The 21,215-nt window shown below is 69.2% G+C and carries 26 protein-coding genes and 2 pseudogenes; 9 read left to right on the top strand and 19 right to left on the bottom strand.

The window, feature by feature from the left end; all coding sequences use genetic code 11:
• Positions 1-8 precede the first annotated feature (8 nt).
• Positions 9-710, top strand: coding sequence for an NAD(P)-dependent oxidoreductase (locus ACFV9T_RS31990; protein ID WP_385445958.1), 702 nt, complete (start codon positions 9-11; stop codon positions 708-710).
• A 311-nt stretch (positions 711-1,021) separates the two neighbouring features.
• Here ACFV9T_RS31990 and ACFV9T_RS31985 read toward each other — a convergent pair whose 3' ends face one another.
• From ACFV9T_RS31985 to ACFV9T_RS31975, 3 genes are read right to left on the bottom strand one after another with little or no spacing between them, the layout of a single operon-like run.
• Positions 1,022-1,426 carry a cysteine hydrolase family protein gene (locus ACFV9T_RS31985; RefSeq protein WP_385445957.1) on the bottom strand — a complete coding sequence of 135 codons (405 nt, stop codon included), beginning with the start codon at positions 1,424-1,426 and terminating at the stop codon, positions 1,022-1,024.
• A gap of 17 nt (positions 1,427-1,443) precedes the next feature.
• A complete protein-coding gene (locus tag ACFV9T_RS31980; RefSeq protein WP_385445956.1) occupies positions 1,444-2,850 on the bottom strand; it encodes an MFS transporter in 1,407 nt (468 codons plus the stop codon).
• The gene (locus ACFV9T_RS31975; protein ID WP_385445955.1) at positions 2,847-3,299 is read right to left on the bottom strand and encodes a MarR family transcriptional regulator; all 453 of its coding nucleotides are present in this window, start codon (positions 3,297-3,299) and stop codon (positions 2,847-2,849) included. The genes ACFV9T_RS31980 and ACFV9T_RS31975 overlap by 4 nt, the downstream gene beginning before the upstream one ends.
• Before the next feature lie 259 nt (positions 3,300-3,558).
• Here ACFV9T_RS31975 and ACFV9T_RS31970 point away from each other — a divergent pair, with 259 nt between their 5' ends.
• The 3 genes from ACFV9T_RS31970 to ACFV9T_RS31960 are packed head-to-tail and all read left to right on the top strand — an operon-like array spanning position 3,559 to position 5,914.
• Positions 3,559-5,169, top strand: coding sequence for an IS200/IS605 family accessory protein TnpB-related protein (locus ACFV9T_RS31970; RefSeq protein ID WP_385445954.1), 1,611 nt, complete (start codon positions 3,559-3,561; stop codon positions 5,167-5,169).
• A 30-nt stretch (positions 5,170-5,199) separates the two neighbouring features.
• Positions 5,200-5,565, top strand: a complete 366-nt coding sequence (locus ACFV9T_RS31965) for an ATP-binding protein (RefSeq protein ID WP_385445996.1) — start codon at positions 5,200-5,202, stop codon at positions 5,563-5,565.
• On the top strand, positions 5,510-5,914 hold the full coding sequence (locus ACFV9T_RS31960; RefSeq protein WP_385445953.1) for a hypothetical protein: 405 nt from the start codon (positions 5,510-5,512) through the stop codon (positions 5,912-5,914). The genes ACFV9T_RS31965 and ACFV9T_RS31960 overlap by 56 nt, the downstream gene beginning before the upstream one ends.
• Here ACFV9T_RS31960 and ACFV9T_RS31955 read toward each other — a convergent pair.
• The 4 genes from ACFV9T_RS31955 to ACFV9T_RS31940 all read right to left on the bottom strand — a co-directional run bounded on the left by ACFV9T_RS31955 (position 5,901) and on the right by ACFV9T_RS31940 (position 10,653).
• On the bottom strand, positions 5,901-7,934 hold the full coding sequence (locus ACFV9T_RS31955) for a hypothetical protein (protein ID WP_385445951.1): 2,034 nt from the start codon (positions 7,932-7,934) through the stop codon (positions 5,901-5,903). The two genes, ACFV9T_RS31960 and ACFV9T_RS31955, sit on opposite strands and share 14 nt — an antisense overlap.
• A 39-nt stretch (positions 7,935-7,973) precedes the next feature.
• Complete coding sequence (locus ACFV9T_RS31950; protein WP_385445950.1) at positions 7,974-9,215, bottom strand: acetyl-CoA carboxylase biotin carboxylase subunit family protein; 1,242 nt, start codon at positions 9,213-9,215, stop codon at positions 7,974-7,976.
• 103 nt (positions 9,216-9,318) lie between these two features.
• The gene (locus ACFV9T_RS31945; RefSeq protein ID WP_385445949.1) at positions 9,319-9,654 is read right to left on the bottom strand and encodes a GNAT family N-acetyltransferase; all 336 of its coding nucleotides are present in this window, start codon (positions 9,652-9,654) and stop codon (positions 9,319-9,321) included.
• Between the two features lie 132 nt (positions 9,655-9,786).
• The gene (locus ACFV9T_RS31940; protein WP_385445948.1) at positions 9,787-10,653 is read right to left on the bottom strand and encodes an arylamine N-acetyltransferase; all 867 of its coding nucleotides are present in this window, start codon (positions 10,651-10,653) and stop codon (positions 9,787-9,789) included.
• Positions 10,654-10,842: 189 nt separating this feature from the next.
• Between ACFV9T_RS31940 and ACFV9T_RS31935 the strand changes: the two genes are divergently transcribed.
• Positions 10,843-11,373: a PadR family transcriptional regulator gene (locus ACFV9T_RS31935; protein WP_385445947.1), complete on the top strand. Its 531-nt coding sequence runs from the start codon at positions 10,843-10,845 to the stop codon at positions 11,371-11,373.
• 204 nt (positions 11,374-11,577) lie between these two features.
• Here ACFV9T_RS31935 and ACFV9T_RS31930 read toward each other — a convergent pair.
• From ACFV9T_RS31930 to ACFV9T_RS31895, 8 genes and pseudogenes are all read right to left on the bottom strand, one after another.
• A pseudogene (locus tag ACFV9T_RS31930) lies at positions 11,578-11,823 on the bottom strand (DUF6879 family protein); the annotation flags it as partial.
• A gap of 247 nt (positions 11,824-12,070) precedes the next feature.
• Positions 12,071-13,213, bottom strand: a complete 1,143-nt coding sequence (gene tgmC, locus ACFV9T_RS31925) for an ATP-grasp peptide maturase system methyltransferase (RefSeq protein ID WP_385445946.1) — start codon at positions 13,211-13,213, stop codon at positions 12,071-12,073.
• Positions 13,210-14,172 (bottom strand): ATP-grasp ribosomal peptide maturase, encoded by a 963-nt coding sequence (tgmB, locus tag ACFV9T_RS31920; RefSeq protein ID WP_385445945.1) that lies wholly within the window; start codon positions 14,170-14,172, stop codon positions 13,210-13,212. The genes tgmC (ACFV9T_RS31925) and tgmB overlap by 4 nt, the downstream gene beginning before the upstream one ends.
• Positions 14,172-14,465 (bottom strand): putative ATP-grasp-modified RiPP, encoded by a 294-nt coding sequence (tgmA, locus tag ACFV9T_RS31915; RefSeq protein ID WP_385445944.1) that lies wholly within the window; start codon positions 14,463-14,465, stop codon positions 14,172-14,174. Before tgmA ends, tgmB begins: the two co-directional genes overlap by 1 nt.
• An 88-nt stretch (positions 14,466-14,553) precedes the next feature.
• Positions 14,554-15,402: a helix-turn-helix domain-containing protein gene (locus ACFV9T_RS31910; RefSeq protein ID WP_385445943.1), complete on the bottom strand. Its 849-nt coding sequence runs from the start codon at positions 15,400-15,402 to the stop codon at positions 14,554-14,556.
• Positions 15,403-15,405: 3 nt separating this feature from the next.
• Positions 15,406-15,951: a DUF6879 family protein gene (locus ACFV9T_RS31905; protein WP_385445942.1), complete on the bottom strand. Its 546-nt coding sequence runs from the start codon at positions 15,949-15,951 to the stop codon at positions 15,406-15,408.
• Positions 15,905-16,168, bottom strand: coding sequence for a hypothetical protein (locus ACFV9T_RS31900; protein WP_385445995.1), 264 nt, complete (start codon positions 16,166-16,168; stop codon positions 15,905-15,907). Before ACFV9T_RS31900 ends, ACFV9T_RS31905 begins: the two co-directional genes overlap by 47 nt.
• 163 nt (positions 16,169-16,331) lie before the next feature.
• Positions 16,332-16,691 (bottom strand): alpha/beta fold hydrolase, encoded by a 360-nt coding sequence (locus ACFV9T_RS31895; RefSeq protein ID WP_385445994.1) that lies wholly within the window; start codon positions 16,689-16,691, stop codon positions 16,332-16,334.
• Between ACFV9T_RS31895 and ACFV9T_RS31890 the strand changes: the two genes are divergently transcribed.
• On the top strand, positions 16,682-17,131 hold the full coding sequence (locus ACFV9T_RS31890; RefSeq protein WP_385445941.1) for a hypothetical protein: 450 nt from the start codon (positions 16,682-16,684) through the stop codon (positions 17,129-17,131). The two genes, ACFV9T_RS31895 and ACFV9T_RS31890, sit on opposite strands and share 10 nt — an antisense overlap.
• Positions 17,128-17,577, top strand: coding sequence for a hypothetical protein (locus tag ACFV9T_RS31885; RefSeq protein WP_385445940.1), 450 nt, complete (start codon positions 17,128-17,130; stop codon positions 17,575-17,577). Before ACFV9T_RS31890 ends, ACFV9T_RS31885 begins: the two co-directional genes overlap by 4 nt.
• Here ACFV9T_RS31885 and ACFV9T_RS31880 read toward each other — a convergent pair.
• The 3 genes from ACFV9T_RS31880 to ACFV9T_RS31870 form a co-directional block, all read right to left on the bottom strand.
• The gene (locus ACFV9T_RS31880; protein WP_385445939.1) at positions 17,543-17,692 is read right to left on the bottom strand and encodes a hypothetical protein; all 150 of its coding nucleotides are present in this window, start codon (positions 17,690-17,692) and stop codon (positions 17,543-17,545) included. The genes ACFV9T_RS31885 and ACFV9T_RS31880 overlap by 35 nt on opposite strands.
• Before the next feature lie 195 nt (positions 17,693-17,887).
• Positions 17,888-18,310, bottom strand: a complete 423-nt coding sequence (locus ACFV9T_RS31875) for a hypothetical protein (RefSeq protein ID WP_385445938.1) — start codon at positions 18,308-18,310, stop codon at positions 17,888-17,890.
• The gene (locus tag ACFV9T_RS31870; RefSeq protein WP_385445937.1) at positions 18,307-18,771 is read right to left on the bottom strand and encodes a hypothetical protein; all 465 of its coding nucleotides are present in this window, start codon (positions 18,769-18,771) and stop codon (positions 18,307-18,309) included. The genes ACFV9T_RS31875 and ACFV9T_RS31870 overlap by 4 nt, the downstream gene beginning before the upstream one ends.
• A 67-nt stretch (positions 18,772-18,838) precedes the next feature.
• Here ACFV9T_RS31870 and ACFV9T_RS31865 point away from each other — a divergent pair.
• Together ACFV9T_RS31865 and tgmC (ACFV9T_RS31860) are read left to right on the top strand one after the other, a co-directional pair.
• Positions 18,839-18,976 (top strand): annotated as a pseudogene (locus ACFV9T_RS31865) (ATP-grasp ribosomal peptide maturase); the annotation flags it as partial.
• Positions 18,973-20,175 carry an ATP-grasp peptide maturase system methyltransferase gene (gene tgmC, locus ACFV9T_RS31860; protein ID WP_385445936.1) on the top strand — a complete coding sequence of 401 codons (1,203 nt, stop codon included), beginning with the start codon at positions 18,973-18,975 and terminating at the stop codon, positions 20,173-20,175. The pseudogene ACFV9T_RS31865 and the gene tgmC (ACFV9T_RS31860), both read left to right, overlap by 4 nt.
• A 12-nt stretch (positions 20,176-20,187) precedes the next feature.
• On the opposite strand, the gene ACFV9T_RS31855 is transcribed toward tgmC (ACFV9T_RS31860), so the two are convergent.
• On the bottom strand, positions 20,188-21,174 hold the full coding sequence (locus tag ACFV9T_RS31855; RefSeq protein WP_385445935.1) for an aldo/keto reductase: 987 nt from the start codon (positions 21,172-21,174) through the stop codon (positions 20,188-20,190).
• Between the last annotated feature and the right edge of the window lie 41 nt (positions 21,175-21,215).

Here is a 21,215-nt window from a genome sequence, read left to right as displayed (position 1 = left end):
AGAACCGCATGAAGCTCGTGGTTTTCGGGGCGAACGGCCCCACAGGACGGCTTGTCACCCAGCGGGCGCTGGCGGAGGGCCATACCGTGACGGCCGTGACCCGGCGGCCCGAAGCCTTCCCGATCGAGGATCCGCGCCTGCGAGTGGCGGGCGCCGACGCGCTGAACGCGGCGGCGGTGGATGAGGTGGTGGCGGGCCATGACCGCGTGGTGTCGACCCTCGGCGTCCCGTACACCAAGGAGCCGGTCACCATCTACTCGCAGGGCGCGCGGAACATCCTGGCGGCGATGAACCGGCACGGCCTGCGGCGGCTGGTCTGCGTGACCTCGTTCGGCGTGCACCCCCAACTCGCGCCCGACGAGAAGTTCTTCTTCCGCAAAGTGGTCGGGCCGCTCCTGCTGTCGATGGGACGCCCGCTGTACGAGGACGCGCGCCGCATGGAAGAGATCGTGCGCGCCACCGATCTCGACTGGACGATCGTCCGCCCCTCAGGACTGTTCGACGCCACGACGGTCACCGACTACCGCATCGCCGTCGCGCCCGAGCGGCTGCCCGGCATGTTCACCTCCCGCGCCGACCTCGCCGACGTGCTCCTGCACGAGGCCACCGGCGATCAGCACGTTCGCGCCTGCATCGAGGTGATCACCACTCAGGGCACCCCGAGCTACGCCCGCGTGTTCCTCAAAGAGGCGCTGCACATCGGCACATGAGACCGCCACAGCCTCGGCCCGCGCCCGGGCCCGCCGGGGGCCTGGGGGCTCGCCCCCAATTCCGGGAAGGGGCGGGTAGGGGAATCAACCCCCCGAGCGACCCGCCCGCCGCGTACGACCGGCAGCAGCAGCCGCACCTGGGCCCGCCCGAACCCACCGGAGGACTGGGGACCTGCCCCCAGATTCGAACCGCCCGCCGCGAACAACCAGCGGCGGCAGCCGCACCACCGGCCCGTCCGGGCCCGCCGGGCTGGGGGCTTGCCCCCAGTTTCGGGAAGGGGCGGGGTGGGGGAATCAACCGCCCGCGAGCGTCAGCCGAGCGTCGCGGCCCACTTCTCGATGGTCGTCACCTCCGCCTGGCGCGGGAACACCTTCTCCGTCAGCACCCGGTGCACCTCCTCGTCCGCGTCGGCGCAGCCGTCGGCCAGGACGGTGAGTTGGTAGTCGAGGTCGGCCGCCTGGCGGACATCCGGGTGGATGGCCGCGCCCGGGTCCCCGGGCGTGAAGGCGCCCTCGGGGAACGCGCCGAACGTCTTGTTGCGCCCGGACACCTCCGGGTGGCCGGATCGGAAGCCCACCACCACATGCATCACGGGGATTCCGGCGCTACGGGCCGCCTCCACCGCCCGAGCAAGTCGCGGCAGGTAGTCGGGGCCAGCGATGCGGCCGACGATGCCGTTCTGGATGTCCATCACGAGCAGTGCGGTGTCCGACATGGCAGTTGGGCCTTTCGTCAGTCAGAAGCAGAAGATGAGCCGATGCGGCCCAGCGAACGGTCCGCGACCGTGATCGCCAGAAATAGACCGGCGACGACGAGCATGAACCACGCCAGACCATGCAACCCACTAGTGTCCGCGCGGGCGCCGTAGAAGACGCCGTTGGCGCCTGAGGCAACCATCGCGCCGAGGTAGAGGAACGTACGCAGCAGCCCGGCCGAAGACCCCATCCGCTCCGGGTCCGCCTGGTGGTACACCGCGTTCTGCAGCGCCAGATTGTTCAGCCCCTGCGGTACGCCCGCGACGACCGCCACAACGACCAGCAGCCACACCGGGCTGTCCCCCCGAAGCAGCAGCACCAGCACCGCGACGGCGATCTGCCCCACCGCCCCCACCAGCAACTTCCCCCGCACCGCAGCCCGTCGCCCCGTCGCCGTGGACACCGCGATCCCCGCCAGGAACAGCGGCAGTTGCGCCAGCCCCGCCTGCGTCGCGGACAGCCCCCGCCCCTCCTGGAGCCACTGGGTGTACCCGTACAGCAGGACGTACGACACGATCGCGACCAGAAGCATCCGCGCATACGTGAGCAGAAGCGGTACGTTCCCGCCCAGCACCCGCAAGTCGATGAACGGCTCCGCCACCCGCAGCTCCCGCACCGCGAACCCGGCCGCCGCCACCACCATCAGCACCGGCAAGTACCACCGCGAGGCCCCCGGCTCCATCAGGAACAGCAGCAGCGATACGAGCATCGCGGCGAACAGCGCCATCCCCGGCAGATCCAGCCCAGCAGCCCCCTCGCGCGACCGGCGCGGCGGCCGGGTCTTCGGCAGCCGCAGAAAACCGAGCAGCAGACCGGCGGCGGCCAGCGGCAGGTTGACGGCGAACGTCGCACGCCAGCCACCCAGCCCGATCAACAGCCCGCCCAGCGACGGGCCGACGACCGCCACGGTCTGGTTGGCGATCGCGAGCGCGGTCAGCACCCCGGCGGGGCTCTCGTGGCCCGTACGCCGCGCCTCGCTCCGGATCAGGTACATCGACGCCGGATACCCCGCGCACGTCCCGAACCCGAGCACCACCCGCGCGACGATCAGCGTCGCCAGGTTCGGCGCCAGTACACCGATCAGCCCCGACAGCCCCGTCAGCGCCGACCCCAGCAGGAACAGGCGGCGCGGCCCGTACAGATCGATCAGCCGCCCCACCACCGGCTGGCCTATCGCCGTCGCCAGATAGAGCGCCGACACCAGCCACGCCGTCTGCGACGGCGGAGCCCCGAAGGCCGCGCCGATCGGCACCAACGACACCGACACGATGGAGGAGTTGACCGGGTTGAGGATCGACCCCAGCATCATCGGCGCGAGCAGCCTGCGGTCGAACCCGCCGCGCGCCTGGGGCTTGGTGGTACGTCGTATCAGGCGTGTGATCATGCGTCGCTGAGCCGGTCGAGCAGGGCCAGCGAACTGAGGATGGCCTGACGCTCTTCCTCGGTGAAGCCGGATTCCAGGGCCTGGGACAGCCACTCCTCGCCCGCGCGCTGCTTGTCCTCCAGGAACGCCTGGCCCGCCTCGCTCACCGAGATCAACTGCCGCCGCCGGTCATCCGGATCGGGCCGTCGTTCGATGAAACCGCGCTCATCGAGCGCGCCGAGGGTCATCGCCATGGACTGCGGCCGTACGCGCTCGGCGGCTGCGAGGGCACTGGCCGAGGAGGGCCCGTCCCTCCTGAGCCTGCTGAGTACGGACGTCTGCGTCGGCGTGAGCCCTTCCGTGTCGTACGACTCCCGGAACCGCCGCCGCAGGCGGCCCACGACGACGCGGATCTCATGCGCGGCCTGCACGGAGGACGCGGACATGCCGGATTGGGGGGTCTCAGGCATACCCCCACCGTAATTTCGTCAGTCCAGCCTGTCCAGTGTGGACTGAACAGGCTGGGCTGTTTAATCAGTCGTTCGTGGCGAACCCGACGAAGGCGTCCCTTGCGCTGTGCGTGAGTGAGTATCGACGACCGTGCGACGAGCATTGGAAGGGAACGGGCGCTCTTGTCTCGTACGCGTGACCTTTGCGGACGGTGCTCGTTGGGTGCTGCGACGGGGGTCTTCGTACTGCGTAGGGGTGGGGGTGGGCAGACTGCGGGAGATGGTGACGCCGTTCGTGGTGCCCGGCCCGTCCGGGGTAGCCATCCGTGCTGGTCTCAAGGGCCTGACCGGGCAGGACGAGACGGTCCTGCGCCTAGTCGGTGATCTGCTGGGCTCTCTGACCTCCCGGGACCTGAAGGCCCGCTGTGCGGCCGGGCTGGATCACGACAGTGATCAGTGGTCGCAGCGGAAGCGGGCGTTGACCGGTAAGTCTTCCTCGCGGTGGGCAGGGAGCATCACCAAAGCCACGCATGATCAGTGGGCGCTGGCCCGGCGCGATCAGCTCGCGTATATCCAGTCCCTTGATGCTGGTGTGCGCACGATCGCCCAGCGGCTGTCGCTGCCGGTCGGGGCGAAGGGATTCCGGGGCTTGCCGGGCGGTTACCGTTCCCGGCAGGAGTGGTTCGCCAAGTCGCGGCGCCTGCACGTGCTGCAAGACCGGCTGGAGCGGGAGCGCGCCGACCGCGAGGCCGGACGTGTACGCGTGGTGCGGGGTGGCAAGAAGCTGCTGCGCAACCGGCACAACCTGCAAGCCGCCCGGCTGACCGAGCCGGAGTGGCGGTCGCGGTGGGAGGCTGAGCGCTGGTTCCTCCAAGCCAACGGCGAGTCGGGGAAGCGGTACGGGAACGAGACGATCCGCGTCAGCCCGGACGGTGAGGTGAGCATCAAGCTTCCCGAGCCGCTGGCCGGGCTGGCGAACGCATCCAACGGTCGGTACGTGCTGGCCTGTCGAGTCGGCTTCCGGCACCGGGGCCAGCAATGGGCCGACCGTATCGCGACCAACCGCGCCGTGGCCTACCGCATCCACTTCGATGTGGGACGTGACCGCTGGTATCTGACCGCCTCCTGGAAGATCCCGCCGGTGAGGACGGTGCCTCTGGAGGCGGTCCGGTCCGGCGGGCTGATCGGTGTGGACACCAACGCCGAACACCTGGCCGCCTGGCGCCTGGACGCCCACGGTAATCCGGTCGGCGAGCCCTGCCGGTTCGATTACGACCTGTCCGGCAGCGCACCGCACCGGGACGCGCAAGTACGGCATGCGATCATCCGCCTCCTGCACTGGGCCGAACGCCACGGTGCGGCCATCGCGATCGAGGGTCTGGATTTCGCAGCGGAGAAGACGCGTGAGAAGCATGGGCGGCGGAAGCGGTTCCGTCAGCTGATCTCCGGTATGCCCACCGCCAAGTTGCGGGCACGGCTGGTATCGATGGCCGCCGAGCTCGGCATCACCATCGTCGCTGTCGATCCCGCCTACACCAGCCGCTGGGGCGCCCAGCACTGGCAAAAGCCCCTCACCAGCAAGAACAGGAAGGCCACTCGCCACCATGCGGCAGCGGTGGCGATCGGAAGGCGCGCCCTGGGGCACCCGATCCGGCGACGGACAGCACCGCCCCCGCACGACCAGAGCGATGGTGCGGGGCATCGGACCGTCCAGGCCGCATCGGATGTCCCGGGGCGTGAGGAAACCCGCCCCCGCGTTCCCGGACCACGGACACGATCCGTCGGCACCGGACGCGGAGCGAAAGCGGGGGACCAGTGTGCCCACAACCGTTCGGAGCACACGGCTGAGCACGAGTTCTGGCACCAGGGCTCGCCCACGCTCAGTCCCTAGGAACGGTATCCGTACGATTTCACCACGCTCATCGCCAGCGAGCTGTGCGCCAATGCGGTGCGTCACGGACGCGTTCCCGGGCGGGACTTCCACGTACGCCTGACCGCGCCGCTGGACGACTCGGGACCGATCCGTATCGAGGTGTCGGACACCCGTGGCGAGCGGCAGCCCACGCTGACGACGGCGACGCCGGAGGCGGAGCGGGGGCGTGGGCTGTTCCTCGTATCGCAGTTCGCGGAGCGGTGGGCGGTTGGGCCACGGCCCAACGGTGGGCCGGGGAAGACCGTTTGGGCGGAGATCGCGACAAAATACGGGTCCTCCGCGCCTATCGTTGACGTCCATGGAACAGCGGATGCAAGCCGCCCTGCGTGTGGAGATCAGCGCGGAGGCGGATGATGGGGATCTCGCGATCCACGACCTGTACCGGTGGCTGAGGCGGGACTCGGACGTCCGGGCGCACGCCGAGCTGAATCTGCTCCCGTCCCGGAACGGCGGGCCGTTGGCCGTCATCGATCTGGTGGTCAGTCAGGGGCTGGGCGCGCTGAACCTGGCCCTCTCCTACGCGGCGTGGCGCGCGGCGCGGCCGACCGCGCCCGCCGTCCTGATCGCCGCCAACGGGCGGTCGATAGCGGTGCGGGGGGAGTGCGACGCCGGGACGGTACGTACCTTCCTGGAGGCGATGGAGACCGCGTCCGCCCCCCGCTCGGCCCCGGCGGCGGACGCGGACGGCCTCAGGTCAGGCTGATGGGTCCTTCGAGGGCCTGCAGCGTCCCCGCGGGGAGCCGGTCGTTGCCCCAGCTGCGCTCGATGTAGCCGATGATCCGCGCGACGTCTTCGGCGGGCACCCGTTCCGGTTCGCCGCGCTCCAGCGGGTCGGCGTGGAAGATGTAGAGCCGCGAGACGAACTGGTCGAACGGCAATGAGGCCTCGCCGAACCGCTCGCCGTTGCCCGCGGTGGAGACGACGACGCCGTCGCCCCAGTCCTGGCCGCTGTCGTTGTTCGGGTTGTAGAAGTACACCCGCATCACGTCCTGTGGGTCCGGCGCGGCCCGCAGGATCGTGATCGCGTGCCAGCCGACGTAGCGGGCCGCGCTGTCGGTGACGGCGACACCGGCGGGCTGCGGGTGGATCAGCGGCTGCTCGCCGTTGTAGGACGGGTGGTAGGTGGCGTGGAACTGCCGCAGGAACGCGTCGAGGTCGACCAGGTTTCCGGTCGCGACGTCGACGTTGATGTGGAACCCACGCCCCGACCACCAGCCGTGGAACTCGGGGTTGACCCACCGGTGCGGGTCCCCTGGCCGCTCGGCGCAGCGCCGCCCCATCTCGGCGTAGATCCGGTCCAGGTGGGGCACCACGATCAGCGACACGGGGTCCAGGTCCATCGGCAGCGTGCTGGCGACTCCGCTCGCGCTCTCCTTCGACGAGATCGGCTGGCCCTCGAAGTGCATGATGACCTCGTCGTCGCGGGCCGCCCAGACCACCATTTGCAGGAGGTAGTCCGGGTCGTTGTAGGACCACATCGACAGCGCGCGGGCCGACTGGCAGGTGGGGTTGTCGCCCTGACCGACGCCGAGCGGCTGGCCCAGCATCGAGAGCACCCCCGCGACCAGCCGCGCCCTCGGCCCCGGCGCCTCGCCGAAGACCGTCGTCAGCCGCTCCCGCGCGACCGGGGACAGCTCAAGCGCCAGCTGGCGCCAGAGCGCGGGCACGATCGGCGGCTGGTAGAGGATGCCTCGGTCGAGGAGCAGCGCCAGCCCGTAGACGCTCTGCGCAGTCTGCGGGTGCACGGCCACCTCGATCAGCCGGTGCACCAGTTCGCTGAAGCGCAGCAGGCAGTTCCGGCCGGTGTCGGACAGCCCGAGCGCCTCACCGACGAGGTAGTCGCTCTCGTTCAGCAGGAACCGGAGCAGTTCCGCGTGGTACGGCGACACCAGGCCGGTGTCGTGCATCGCCCGCGCGAACCCCGCCGCCTCGTACTGGAGGCCGCCGGTGTCCATCGCCTCAAGGCGGGAGCGGAAGACCTCGATGCCCGGGTCCTCGCGGCACGCCTCGGTGGTCCCGTACAGGCTCGTGATGAGCCGGTCGATGCCCAGCCCCGACGACACGCCGAGAGCGACGTCCGGATCGTCGCGGTAGCTCGCCACCCGGGTGATCAGGGCCTGCACCGCCTCGACCTGGATCGGACGCTGGCGCAGGATCCGCCAGATCTCGTCGACCAGGTTGTCCAGGACGCTGTCGTAACCGATCCCGTCGGCGAGGTGCCGGAACAGGGACCGGATGAGCTGTGCGGTCCGGCCCTGCTGGGTTCGCTCCGCCTCGCTGGGCGGGGTGAACAGCAGCTCCAGGTTCATCGCCAGCACCTGGGACAGGAACTGGCGGGCGTCCTCGGCGGGCAGCGTCGGGTGCGTGAAGTCGCCGCGGGCGACAGCGAGCATCCGCAGCTCGCTGGTCGCCTCCATGACCACGGTGTCCGCGTCTCCGCTGTGCAGGCCCGGCCTGACCAGTGACGGGATAAGGATCTCCGGTGTGGCCCAGTCCGTCCCCTGGAAAAGCCCGGCGTCCTCAAGGGCCTGCGCCCTGGCCTGGACCGCTGCGGCGCCGCCCGGCTGCATGAGCACCCGCCGCAATGCTTCCAGAACCCGCCGCAGCTTCGTGTGCTTGCCGAAGTCGCGGGTTTCGGCCATGGCCTGGATGGCGTCGTCGAGTGAGGTCACGCGCTTGTCCAGCGTCGTGACCTCACCCCTGACGTCGACGGTCGGTTTCAAAGGGTTTCCTCGGGTAGGTCTCCTGCGCCCACGGAGTCGTCAGACGTAGAAGTCGAGCTCTTCCTGCTTCTTCAACAGGTCGCGCATCCGGTAGGGGTCATCACCGAAGAAGTACAGCAGGCCCCAGTGGGTGCCGAACGCGGTCCTCTTGGTGACAGTCTCCTCAAGCGGCGTCGAGAGGTCGTGCGACTCGTAGTAGTCGTCGTCCTCGGTCTCCTCCGGGATCTCCAGGGCGCTGACGACGCGCCGGCGCGGGTAGACACCGAAGCAGCCCGCGACCCCGGACGCGTCGACCACCTCGCGCGGAAAGAAGGCGTCGATCTCCTCCTCGGTCGTCTTCGGGTCGAAGGCCAGCACCAGTGCATGGTAGGCGTTGAACCCGTATGCCCGTTCCAGCAGCTCGAACACCTTGAAGCCCGGCGGCCGGTAGGCTACCTCGCCGAAATACATCTCGCCGTCACTGGTGACGAAATACTCTGGGTGCACGAAGCCGAACTCGATGTCAAACGTCTTGATGAGCTTCTCGATCTGCGCTGTGATCTGCGGGCGGTACTGCTCCAGCTCCGGGGTCGCGGGAACGAACACCGAATATCCCAGCGTGACGTATTCGGAGATGTTGAGGAACTTGATCTTCCCGTTGTGTACCCATGCCTCGACCGCGAATTCCCAGCCATCAAGGTGGGATTCCATGAGGACCGGGAACTCCTCATCCGGAATCGAGTCGGCCTCGTCCGGGGTGCGGATGACACGGTGCCCGAGACATCCCGCCTTGTCGAACGCCTTGAGATGGATCGGGTCGTTCGGGTCACCGTCCAGCTTGAGCAGGGTCTGATTGACGCGCTTGAGGAAGCGGATCACGTCGTCCCGGTCGTGGGCTTCCTCGAATATCCCGACCCGGATGCCGCCGAGCTGCGCACGGCGCTTCATCAGCGCCTTGTCCCGCAGCAGCATGGCCTGACCGTACAGACGCGGGTTGTCCAGCAGAACGGAGTTGATCGCACCCGCCCATTCAACCGTTTCCTCGAACAGCGGGATCGCGACGTCGACCCCCTCGTTCTGAAGAGTCTCGGCGATCTCCAGGGAGCGGTCATTGAGCCGTTCGAAATTCCACAGCATGTAGGGGATGCCGTGTTCGACGCAGTATTCCTCGGCCCACTCCGGCGCCACGACAATGTATCGCCGGTCGAACCGATCGAGGGCTTCCACGGCGTTGAGACTCCAGCCGAGAAGCGCTACATAGCCTTTGTCCGGGTTCCTGGTCGTCGGCTCGACTTGTGGCATAGACAATTTCTCCTTCGGCGCGTGCGCGCATCGACGACGTGATGAGCGCCTACCCGACGATCCGCCCCGCAAGCGCCCCACCCCGCGCGCCCCCGTCACCCCGTCACCGCTTGGGCAATGAGTACACCTGGTACGGCACGGCGGTTCCCTCTTCGGCGAGCTGATCGGATGTGCCGGTGCGGGTGAATCCGGCCTTGGTCAGTACGCGTCCGGAGGCCGGGTTGGCGGGGTGGTGCATGGCCTCTACGCGGTCCAGGCCAGCGGTAGTGAAGGTGAAGGTGACGACGTACTTGGCGGCCCTGGCGAGGGCCGTGCGGATCTTCTTCTCGGCCTGGTCCAGGGTGAGGGCCTTGCCGGTGGTGTACCGGACCGAGGCGCCGCTGTAGACGCGCTGGAGGGCCGGGGCGTCGTCGAGGGTCAGCGGTCTCAGGGTCACCATGAGGTGGCCAGCTCCTGTGCGGCGGGCCGGTCGGCCGGGTCCGCCACCCGCACGGCGGCAAGCGCGATGCCGAGCCGGACCGGACCGCCAACCTCCACCGCCCTGGGGACGCTGCTGGTAAGCGTCGGCTTCTCAGGCGCTCTGGCGTGATGCGAGCCACTCGTCGTGGGTGCGTCGCACTGAGGTCCACAGAGCTGCCATGGCTTCGTCAGGCACGTCGTCGAAGGACAGGTCGAATTCACTCTCGAGCACGTCCACCCACTCGGGGAGGGACTCACAGGTGTGCTCTGTGACGTCACCACCGTTGGCATGCGTGAGGACACGTCCGCGCATCAGTGTCACTCCCTCCGCGTGGCGTCGCTGCGCGGTGACGATCTTCGCGTACCCCGATTCGGGAGAGGTCGCGTTGAAGTGGTGCCGTTTGGTGAAGACGTTCATCTCGACAGGCTGGTCGACGAGGATCACCCCTGTGAACCAGCCCGAGGGGTCATGGGTCAGCCGCCACTCCCCTAGGCCTTCAGGCTCGACGGCTTCCATCCCGAACCGCATCGGCCCCTGCGGATAAGCGCCTTGGATGAGCGGCACGGGGTCGTACAGGGCGTCGCCCAGGCCGACGTCGACCCACCAGCGACCGCTCGGACAGGTGTCGGACGGAAGACCTTCGGCGATGATCGTGGTGTGGTTGAACAGCGTGTCCTTGTCCGGTCCGGACTCCAGGTAGACACCGGCCACGTTGAGACTGACCTGGTACCCGAGTTCCATGAGCAGCGTCTGGAACGCGCTGTTGAGCTGGAAGCAGTAGCCCCCGCGTCGCGTGGTGGCGATCCTCTGCGCGCACTCGACCGGGTCAATGCCCCATCCCTGCGCGAGGTGTATCCAGAACGTGTCATACGGGACTCGCTCGACGTGTGCGCGATGCAGACGGGCCAACGCCTCGGCCGACGGCGGTTCAGCCTCGACACCGAGGCGCTTCAGGTACAGGGCTGCGGTGGAATTCATGAGGACCTCTGGATCTGGTTCGGAGCGACGCGGATGACCGCGACGGTCGCGAGGATGGACAGCCACAGCGAGTCGGGCGGCGGCGGGCAGCGCGCCGGTCTGTCGGTGGGCAGCGCCGCCACCCTCGGGCCTTCATCAACGTAACATCGATTCGATGTGCTCCTCGAATCGATGTGAGATGCTGGAGGCATGCTGGAACTCGCGATCCTCGGCTCGCTCGCCGAAGGCCCCCTGCCCGGCCATGAGCTGCGCCGCCACGTCACGTCGCTGACCGGCTACAGCCGTCCGGTCAGCGACGGCACGCTCTACCCGGCACTGAACCGGCTCACCAAGTCCGGCCTGATCGAACGGCACCCCGCACCGGAGGCAGGCGGCGGCCGCTACGTGCTGAGCCTGACCGCCACAGGTCGCGAGGACATGCTGCGACGCCTTCGCGAACCCGCCGACCACGAGATCAGCGACCTCGCCCGCTGGTTCACCCTCCTGGCGTTCCTCTCCCTGCTGCCCGACACCGCCGAGCAGCACGCGGTCCTGCGCCGCCGCCGGGCATTCCTCGAGACCCCGTCGAGCTTCTTCTACGAGGACGAAAAGCCCGTCCGCGCCGAGCAGACCAACGACCCCTACCGGCGCGGCATGCTGCTCGTCGCCCGCGCCATCACCCGAGCCGAACTCGACTGGCTGAACGAGGCGTTGGGCGACAAGCCCGCCGAGGAGGCATGACAGTTGTTGCCTACAGGCCAAACCCCCGGAGCGCGGGGGTCGGCCCATCACCCCGCTCCGGTGGCGACCCCGGCGACGGACGCGGACAGCGCGTAACCGCCGCCGGGCACGGGCCGCGCGCTACCGCTTCCGGGCTCGGGGGTGGGGGTGGGGCGGCACCGCCGCGTACGGCCGGGTCGTCGGTGCGTTCCTTGCCGTGCTCGCCCTCGCGCGGCGCATCACCACGCCCCGGGCGACCGCGTCGGTGACCAGCGGCAACCACTGGGGCCAGAACGAGCGGGACGGGTCGGTGTTCGCGGCGCCAGTGCGCAGGAAGGTCTCGAAGTCCTCGGCCTCGTCGCCGATCCCGTAGATGTCCCGCGCCTCCAGATGGACAGCGCTGTGGCGGGTGGAAGTTCGTCGGCCTCCTCCCCCTGGAGGATCAGGTCGGTGGTCTCCTCTTCCACCCACACCGTCGGTGATCCCTCGCCGCCGGTGTCCGGGGCCATCCCGACGAACCGTAGTGTCATCGCGGGTCTCCCCTGCCCGGGCCGAAGATCTCGTCGCCCTCGCCCCAGACCGCGAGGGTGTCGAGGCCGACCAGTTCGGGCCGGTGCACCCGGTGCGCCACGCACCACTCAGCGGAGGGACACGGGCCTCTCCGGCCGCGCCTTGGCCGAGAGGGCCGGTTGGTACAAGTTCAAAGTGTCCCGGCTCGTCAGACCGGCAGGTCCCAGCCGGGTCCGTCCTCGGTGCCGAGCCACACCCGTTGACCGGCCACTGAAACCGTCATGCCGAATCCCTCCGGGTGGGGTTCGCCAGCGGCCTGCCAGCGCTGCACCGCGCGCTCGACCCGATCCCACAGACGGACGGGCCCGCGCTGCACGACGGTCCACCCGCCATCGGGGTGGGGCGCTGTGCGGGCCTGCGACCCCGTGGCCACGTCCCAGAGGATCTGTTCCGCTCCCGCTCCCATGCGCTCGGCCGAGGGCGCCGCGAGCTGCGCGACCCAACCACCGGTCCAGGTCTCAAGCTTCCCCGGGTCGATCCGGCTCGGGCGCTCGTCACCGGGCAGCAGGGCCAGCGTCGGGCGGGGCGGCCGGTCGTGAGGGCGGGCGATCATGAAGCTGGTGTGGCCGGGCAGGAACCGGCCCGTGGCCTGTCCGGGGCCGGTCACGTCGAGGAGCACGAGGGCGTTGGCGTAGCTCCACCCGGACAGGGTGACCAGGATCTTTCCGCCCGGCTTCACCTGGTGCAGCCATGGGAACGGGATGTACCGGACCGAACACGTGGCGATGAGCCGGTCATACTGCCCTCCGTCCGGGTCGCCGCGCAGCCCGTCACCGATGATCAGCCGGGGCGCGAAGCCGGCTGCCTTGAGCGCCACCGCAGCGGCTCCGCCCACCACCGGGTCGTACTCGATGCTGGTGAGATGGGCGTCCCCGAGGCGGTGCGCGCCGAGGGCGGTCGAGTAGCCGGTTCCGGTGCCGATCTCCAACACCCGGTGCCCGGCCTCCGCGCCGAGCTGCTGCCACATGCGCAGCACCAGAGACGGCAGGGTGGACGATGACGATGGGGAGCCGGTCACGGCACCGTCGGTCACGTCGTAGGGCCTGATGTGACTGTCGAGCTGAGTGATCAGCGTTTCGTCGGAGTAGACCCTCTCCAGCCACCCGGGCTCGCTCTCTCGGACGGGGCGGTAGCTGGTCGGAACGCTGCCCGCCACCGGCAGGAAGTACGACCCCGTGAACAGCTCGCGGGGCACCGCCCTGGCGGCGCTGCTCCACTCGGCTTCCGTGAGGGTGCCGTTCTCGGTGAGTCGGTCCGCCAGGGCGTCGCGGAGCTGAGTCGATGTGCTCACGTGTCGGGGCCTTTCTCCAGCTGAACGGCGAGGGCGTGGGCGATTGCCGCGGTGGTCTCCGGTGGCTGCCACGCCCACTGGCCGTTGGGGTTGCACTCAAGGAAATACCAGTCACCGGCGGCGGTGACGGCGAAGTCGAACGCCCCGTAGATCAAACGGAGTTGGGAACGGTAGGCGGCGATCGCCCGTGCGACGGACTCGGGTACGTCGATCGGTGTGCACGTCATCAGGCCCTGACGGTAGCGCCAGTCGAGATCGGGGCTGTCGACCCGAGCCCCGAACAGTTGGCGGCCTACGGCAGTCACGCGCACGTCGAACACTTTGTCCACCTTGGCTTGGAACAGGTGCGGGCAGACGGATACAGCGTCAGTGATCTCGGCCGCACGTACCTCCCGGACCCATACGCTGTGCGGCTGGTCGTCAACGCGGTAGGGCGTGTTCCACAGCGGTTTGTAGATCACTCCACCGTGCTGAGAGACGGCGAACCGCCGTGCCTCGTCCGGGTCGTTGGTGATCATCGTGTCGGGCACCAGGAGTCCGCAGCGTCGTGCGGTCGAGAGCTGTGCGGGCTTGAACTCGGCAGTCCGGTTGTTCCAAGGGTGGTTGACGTAGTGCGCTCCGGGCAGCGACGCGAGGATGCCCCCTGCTCCCCACAACGCTTGTTCCGCGGCGAACCGGCGATCCTGGTCGCTCAACCCGGACGGCCCCACGTAGGGCGAGGGCCTGCGTACCCAGACGGATCGAATCCGGGTGGTGTCGAGTTCCCGGGTCGCCGTGCGCAGGGTGCCCCGCTGATCGCCCGTGCGATAGGCAACGGTCAGCGAGGCACCCGCGTGCAGGTCGGCGCCGGGGTCGAGACGGACCACGGGGACCCGGCGTTCGGCGAGAAGCCGCAGCACGACGTCCGCTGTCACGTCGCAGGGGTTGGTCAGCACCAGTACCGATCTGCGGTCATCCATCAGCCAGAACTCTGGTCCTGGTCGTACGACTCAGTGCTGTCGGCGTCGGTCGCGCCGCCCGGACCGGAGCCGTCACCGGGGGTGGTCGTGGTGGGCGTCAGGCCGCTCGTGCTGGTGCCGTGGCTACCCAGCTCGACCGTCCGGCCGTGCTCGTCCACGATCACCGCGATCTGCGTTTCGGGATCGATCACGGGCGCGTACTGCGGGACGGTGGTGGTGACCGCGTACGGCCCCATCCGTCGCGTGCCCCACGGTGCGGGCGTCGTCCCGGCCCGGTTTCGCGGCTCGCTCATGCCGTTCCCTTCTCGTCGTCGAGGTCACGACAACGCTAGGAACGGCAGAACCCCAACGCACAGCCGATTGCACGTGATTGCGCAAGAGTCAGACGAGCGAATCCCGCGCCTTGTGGATCAAGTCACGGGCGCGAGCGCCGTAGACAGCCATGTCCGCGAGCATGGTGAAGGCGTCGGCGTACGCGCCCACTTCGCTGGGCTGCGTCAACGTGAGGTGTCCCGAGACAAGCTCGACGTTGACCTGGCCCCTGTCGAAGATCCAGAACCCCTCTACCGGCATACGCGTTCGGCCGAGACGAGTAGGCACAACGCCGATGCTGATATTGGGCAGCGCACTGACCCTGATGAGCCGCTCCAGTTGTTCGGCTTGCGTGTCAGCGTCTCCAAGGCCATTGCTCAACACGGACTCTTCGACCAGGAATGCGAACCGGCGCGGCGCGTCGTGAAGCACGCGTTGGCGCTCCATTCGCACAGCCACAGCGTCGGCGACGTCATCGACGCAGACCCGCCGCCGCTGGACAGCACGCAATACGTTCTCGGTGTATCCGTGAGTCTGGAGAAGCCCCGGCACGAACCATGAGGAATAGGCTCGAAACCAGTGGGTGCGCTCGAACAGAGGCAGTACGGCTTGTTGCGCCCGCCGGAGCCCCGACCGCTCCATCCGTCGCCACTCCACCCACATCCCTTCGACAGCGCGCAGTGAGGCAACGAGGTCTTCCGCTTGGTCGTCGGCGCCGCACGCATGGCACCATGCGCGAATGTCGTCGGCGCTCGGCCGCGTTTTCGCGGTCACAATGCGGGACACCTTGGACGGGTGCCACCCGCAGAGAACCGCTACGCCCTTGCCGTCCAGCCCGGCGTCCTTGACCATCTCTCTCAGACGGTCGGCAAGGAGACGCTTGGCCTGGTGAACGCTCGATGATCCTGAAGCGGGCATGGTTCAGGTCAGCTTGTAGTCCTCATGCGGTGTGGCCCGTTCCCACACCGCCTCAAAAGCCGTGCTCACCAGTTCCAGCACCGCAGGCTCGCTACTCCATTCCCGGTCCACCACGTCCCCGTCTCCGGAAAAGAACGTGAAGAGAACAGCCGATCCGTCGAACATCCACAGATCGGTTCCAGGAAGCGCGAGGTCCGCCGCCTTACGGCGAGGCAGCCAGCGCACCAGCTCTCCCGCCGCCACATTGGCGAACGTCATGTCGTGCTCGTACTGGATGTAGTCGGTCACGGGCTCGGAGACGATACGGGCGCGCCGCATCGTGACCCCCCGGGCCGTGGTCTCGCCCACAAGATCCCGCCACGGCCCCCACCAACCAGGCAAATTGGCAGGGTCATTGGCATACCGGTGACCCGCTCGCCATCGGGCGAACTCAGGATCGTTCGGGGTGTAGCGGTCCCGCATCTCCAAGTGCACGGCGGAGTGTCGAGCCTGAGCCAATCCCTCACGGACGGGGTACTTCACCGTTGCTGCCTTCCGGTCGCGGAACATACTTCAGCATCACTGCCGGAAGCCGGATGATTGTCTCGTGGTCCGGGACGTCCGTGGAGTGGCCAGGAATGGAGCCGATCTCCTGGCACGCCTTCACCTCAGCCTCCGTTGCCTTGTACGACTGGATCAACAGGTCTCCAGTGTCTTCGTCCAACCAGATGGTCGGGGAGTCATCCACGGGGGTGTTCGGGATGATCCCGAGGAACCGTAGCCTCATGCCATCTCCCGCTGTCGATGTGATTCCGCTCGGTTGCACGACCATCACCCCGGCGGCATAGGCCATCAAGTAGGCAAATCCAGCCGCGCCCCACCGGACCGAGGCGCCGCAGTAGACGCGCGGGTGGGGTGGTGCGGTGGCCGGTTGAGCGCACCCGGGCGGGTCAGGCCGGGGGCGCGGCGGTGGTCAGGAAGCCGCGGATGTACCCGGCCACGATGTCCAGGTGGCTTTCGAGGAGGAAGTGCCCGCCCCCGGGGACGAGATGGATCTCCGCATCCGGCCGGTCCCGCGCGAAGGCGCGCGCGCCGTCCGGGCCGAAGATCTCGTCGCCCGCGCCCCAGACCGCGAGCGTGTCGGGGTCGGCCAGCTCGGGCCGGTCCAGTCCGCGTAGGTCCAGGGGGCCTTGACGCCCCCGTCCGCCCGGCGATTCGGCGGTGCTTCTCGGCCGACGCGAAGCCATCGGTCGGCGATTCGGGTGGGAACTTGCGGCCTCCGGACCGCGTCCTTCTGGACATGACGGAATCGCCCGGCCTCTCCAGCCCTGACCACTGCGCGAGCGATGACAGCGACGAAGAGTCCCTGCGGCCTGGTCCGCTCTGGCGCCATGCCCTGTGGGTTGCGGGCCTCACCCTCCTCGGGGTCGGCCCGGGCTGGGCCGACGCGTCGTACCGTTTCGGCCCCGATGAGTACGGGATGCCACTCGCCGTTCCGGGGCAGGTGCGGCCGTACCTGGTGACCTGGACCGTGACCGGCCTGACAGCGGCAGCCGCCCTGCGGGCTGTCGCCGCCAGGGTTCCGCTCATCGGGCCGGATGTCCTCGTACTCATCCTCACCTTCATGGGCACCCGGCTCTCACTGGGCTTCCGCCCGGAGCCACCGCTGCTGGGCGCCTCGGCCGCGGCCGCACTGACGGCAGCGCTCATCTGGTGCGCCCTAGCGCTGCGCCGCGGCCTTAACGGGTGAGTACGCGGCGCGGGTGGCCGGTGTGGCTCCTGGCCGTGTGCGCGGTGCCGACGCTCGGCGCGCTCGCCTGGGCGGCCATCATGCTGCTCACCCCGGCCGGTGACAGCCCGAAGGAAGCGGTGGAGCGCGAGGCGGGGCTGCACCACGACCAGCACCAATCCGCGGGGCGCTACTACATACCGACGTACGCCAAGGTGGAGCAGGACGGCACCGCAGTGCTCCGGTACAAGGTGGGCAGCGGCCCGGACTCCAGCGTCAAGGACTTCCTCCGCACGTACGACATCACCGCCAAGCCGAAGCGCAGCGGCCCGTCCAAGGTGACATACTCCGACCGCTTCGGCGACGTTCGGCGAACGTTCACGATCGCCTACAACCCGTCGCCCGATCCTGGTGGGTACGACTACGCCCGGATCACGGTCCGAGCCACGGGCACCGACGCAGTCTGAAGACGGCGTACGGCACGGCGGTTCCGTCCTCGGTGCGCCGATCGGATGTGCCGGTGCGGGTGAATCCGGCCTTGGCCAGGACGCGGCCGGAGGCCGGGTTGGCGGGGTGGTGCATAGCCTCCACGCGGTCCAGGCCTGCAGTGGTGAAGGCGAACGTGACGACTCCACTGCGCTCGCGGGGTCTGGGCAGCCCTGGCGAGGGCCGTGCGGATCTTCTCCTCGGCCTGGTCCAGGGTGAGGGCCTTGCCGGTGGTGTACCGGACCGAGGCGCCGCTGTAGACGCGCCGGAGGGCCGGGGCGTCGTCGAGGGTCAGCGCTCGCAGGGTCGCCATGCGGTGGCCAGCTCCTGTGCGGTGGGTCGGTCAGCGGAGTCCTGGGACAGGCAAGCGGGTATGGCTTCCTCGAAGGCGGGGAACGGCCAGGGCCGGACCTCGCCGACCGCCGTGGCGCCGCCCTTGGCGATGGCGCGCAGCTTGTCCATCCGGTCGGCGTCATCGTCGTAGTCGACGGGGCGGTGGCCGGTCCAGCACCAGAACAGGGAGGCCCCCAGACCCCAGACGTCGGCGGCCGGTCGCGCCTGGATGTGGCTGTCCGCCGGGGTGGCGAGGACGGCGGTGGCGATCTCGGGGGCGGTGGTGTGGGTGAGGGCACCCCGGTACGGGAGGCGGGGGCCGTCGTACGGGCCGCAGGCGAGGGCGTAGTCGATGACGGCCGCGCGGCCGTCGCGCGTCACGAGGGTGTTGGTGGGCTGCACATCGGCGTGGGCCCCCCGACGGCATGAATCCGGGCCAGGCACTCCGCCCAGCTACGGGCGATCCCCAGAAGCCACGCCCGTACCGAAGCGCGGTCCCCTTCGGCCCCTCGGGCCAGCGCCAACGCCCGCCACAACGGCGCGCCGTCGACCCACCGCACGGCCAGCCAACGGCCGCCCTCCCACGCCCCGGCACCGACCCGATAGCCGGGATCGAGGGCGCCCGCTGCGATGAGGCGGAGAAGGTGCTCGTCCTCCTGACCCATCTCGGCGGCCTTGTCGCCGTCGGGGCTGTTGGCCTTCAACGCCACCGCACCCAGCGCACCGTGGACCTTCCAGACCCGCGAGCCACGCCGATCACTCAGAAGCCGCACCGAGGCGGCCTCACCGACCTGCCCGGCGAGCCGGGCGACCGCTTCACTGGGAGGAGGCGTCTGCTCCACGTACGGATCTCCTTCAGTGTCGCCGCGCCGGATGGCGGCCCTTACGGGGACGAACGAGGCAGGGGCTCTGTGCGTCACCCGTGACGGTGACCTCCACTGGCTGGAGCTGAACCCCAACGGCCAATGGGGTTGGCTCGAAGAGGAGACCGGGCTGCCGATCGCCGCCGCTTTCGCCGATCTACTCGCACAAGGAGCAGCAACGTGACCCACTCCGACCCAGCAGCCCTCCGCCGCGCTCTGGCTGATCGCCTGGAGGAGGACGGCGTCCTCAAGACCCCCGCCTGGCGGAAGGCCGTCGAATCCGTACCCCGGGAGCTGTTCCTCCCGTCGTTCTTCAACGACGCGCTCGGCCCGGACGGCATCACCCAGTACACGCCCGTCACCCGGGCCGCCGACGAGGGCGAGCGGCTGGCGCTGATCTACCGGAACGAAACCTGGGTGACCCAGCTCGACTGCCACCGCACCGCCGAAACCGCCGACACCGCCGACGAACCGGTGACCGGCTTCCCGACCTCCTCCTCCACCATGCCGTCCACCGTCGTGGGGATGCTCGAATCACTGGACGTGGAGGACGGCATGAGCGTTCTGGAGATCGGCACCGGCACCGGCTACTCCACGGGCCTGCTGTGCCACCGCCTGGGCGAGGACAACGTCACCAGCGTGGAAGTGGACCCTGCCGTCTCGCAGCGGGCGGACGCGGCGCTGGAGGAGGCCGGGTACTCGACGTGGACCGTCATCGGGGACGGACTCCTCGGCCACCCGCGCCGCGCACCGTATGACCGAACCATCGCCACCTGCGCCCTCCGCCGCATCCCCTACGCGTGGGTCCGGCAGACCAGGCCCGGCGGGGTCATCCTGGCGACGGTGGGCCCCAGCGCCTGGTCGTACGGAACCGGCCTGGCGAAACTCACCGTCAGGGACGACGGCACGGCCGAAGGCCGGATCATCGGGCGAACCTCGTTCATGCCTGCCCGAGCGGAGGCAGCCGTCCCCCTCTCCGGAGACCTCACCGCCCGCGCCGCCTATGCCAACACCGAGCGGCGAGCCAGCGTCTCCCCCGACATCCTCAACAACTGGATGCCCGCCTTCCTGGCACAACTCGTCGCACCCGGCGCCCAGCTCGTACGAGCCGTCAGCGACAGCCAGGAGACGGTCTACCTGTTCGACACCAGTCGCGAAGCGTTCGCCGCCCTCACCGCAGACGGGGACGAGTGGAAGGTCCGGCAAGGGGGACCGGTCGCCATCTGGGACGCCGTCGAGAGCGCACTCGCCGCATGGCGGGACGCGGGCGAACCCGACATCACCTCCGTCCGCCTGGAGGTCACTCCCCGGGCGCACACCTACCGGATCGGCGATCAACCGTCCCTCCGCTGGAGCCACCCCCACCCGCCGCTGAGCACCTGAGACGCCCGGGGCCTACTTGCCGACGAGGCGCATGTGCTGGGGGTTGTAGCGGTCGCCGTGTACGCCGATGCGGGCAGCCGTGGCGTCGAGGTCGGCCACGTCGTCGGCGGACAGGGTGATCCGTGTCGCGGCGGCGTTCTCCTCCAGGCGGGCGATGCGGCGGGTGCCGGGGATCGGGGCGATCCAGGGGTGCTGGGCGAGGAGCCAGGCCAGGGCGACCTGGCCGGGGGTGGCGTTCTTGGCGCGGGCGAGGGTGGCGACGTGGTCGACCAGGGCCTGGTTGGCGGCGAGGTTGTCCTGGTCGAAGCGCGGGATGGTGGTGCGGATGTCGCCTTCGGTGAACGCGGTCGTGGTGTCGACGGTGCCGGTGAGGAAGCCTTTGCCGAGCGGGCTGAACGGAACGAATCCGATGCCGAGTTCGGCGAGCGTGGGCAGGACCTCGGCTTCGGGGTCGCGCGTCCACAGGGAGTACTCGCTCTGCACGGCGGTCACGGGGTGGACGGCGTGGGCCTTGCGGATCGTCGTCGCGGAGGCTTCGGACAGCCCGAAGTGGCGTACCTTTCCTGCCTGTACCAGCTCCGCGACCGCGCCCGCGACGTCCTCGATGGGGACGCCGGGGTCGACCCGGTGCTGGTAGAAGAGGTCGATCGTGTCCGTGCGCAGTCGGCGCAGCGAGGCGTCGGCGACCTTCTTGATCTGTTCGGGACGACTGTCGAGCCCGACCGACGTGCCGCCCTCGATGCGCCAGCCGAACTTGGTGGCGAGGACGACCTGGTCGCGCACCGGGGCGAGCGCCTCGCCCACGAGTTCTTCGTTGACGTACGGACCGTAGACCTCGGCCGTGTCGAAGAATGTGGTGCCCCGGTCGACGGCGGCGCGGAGCACGCCGATCATGTCCTGCCGGTCTCCGGGGTTGGGGCCGTAGCTCTGGGACATACCCATGCAGCCCAGACCGATGGCCGAGACCTCAAGGCCCTGGCCGAGTGTGCGGGTGTGCATCGTCGCTCCCTACGCGGTGTTGGTGGACGAGGAGACGGAGA

Source organism: Streptomyces sp. NPDC059850, assembly GCF_042731515.1.
Lineage (GTDB): Bacteria > Actinomycetota > Actinomycetes > Streptomycetales > Streptomycetaceae > Streptomyces.
Note: the sequence above shows the minus strand (reverse complement) of the source record. Positions and strands in the feature narration are given on the sequence as shown.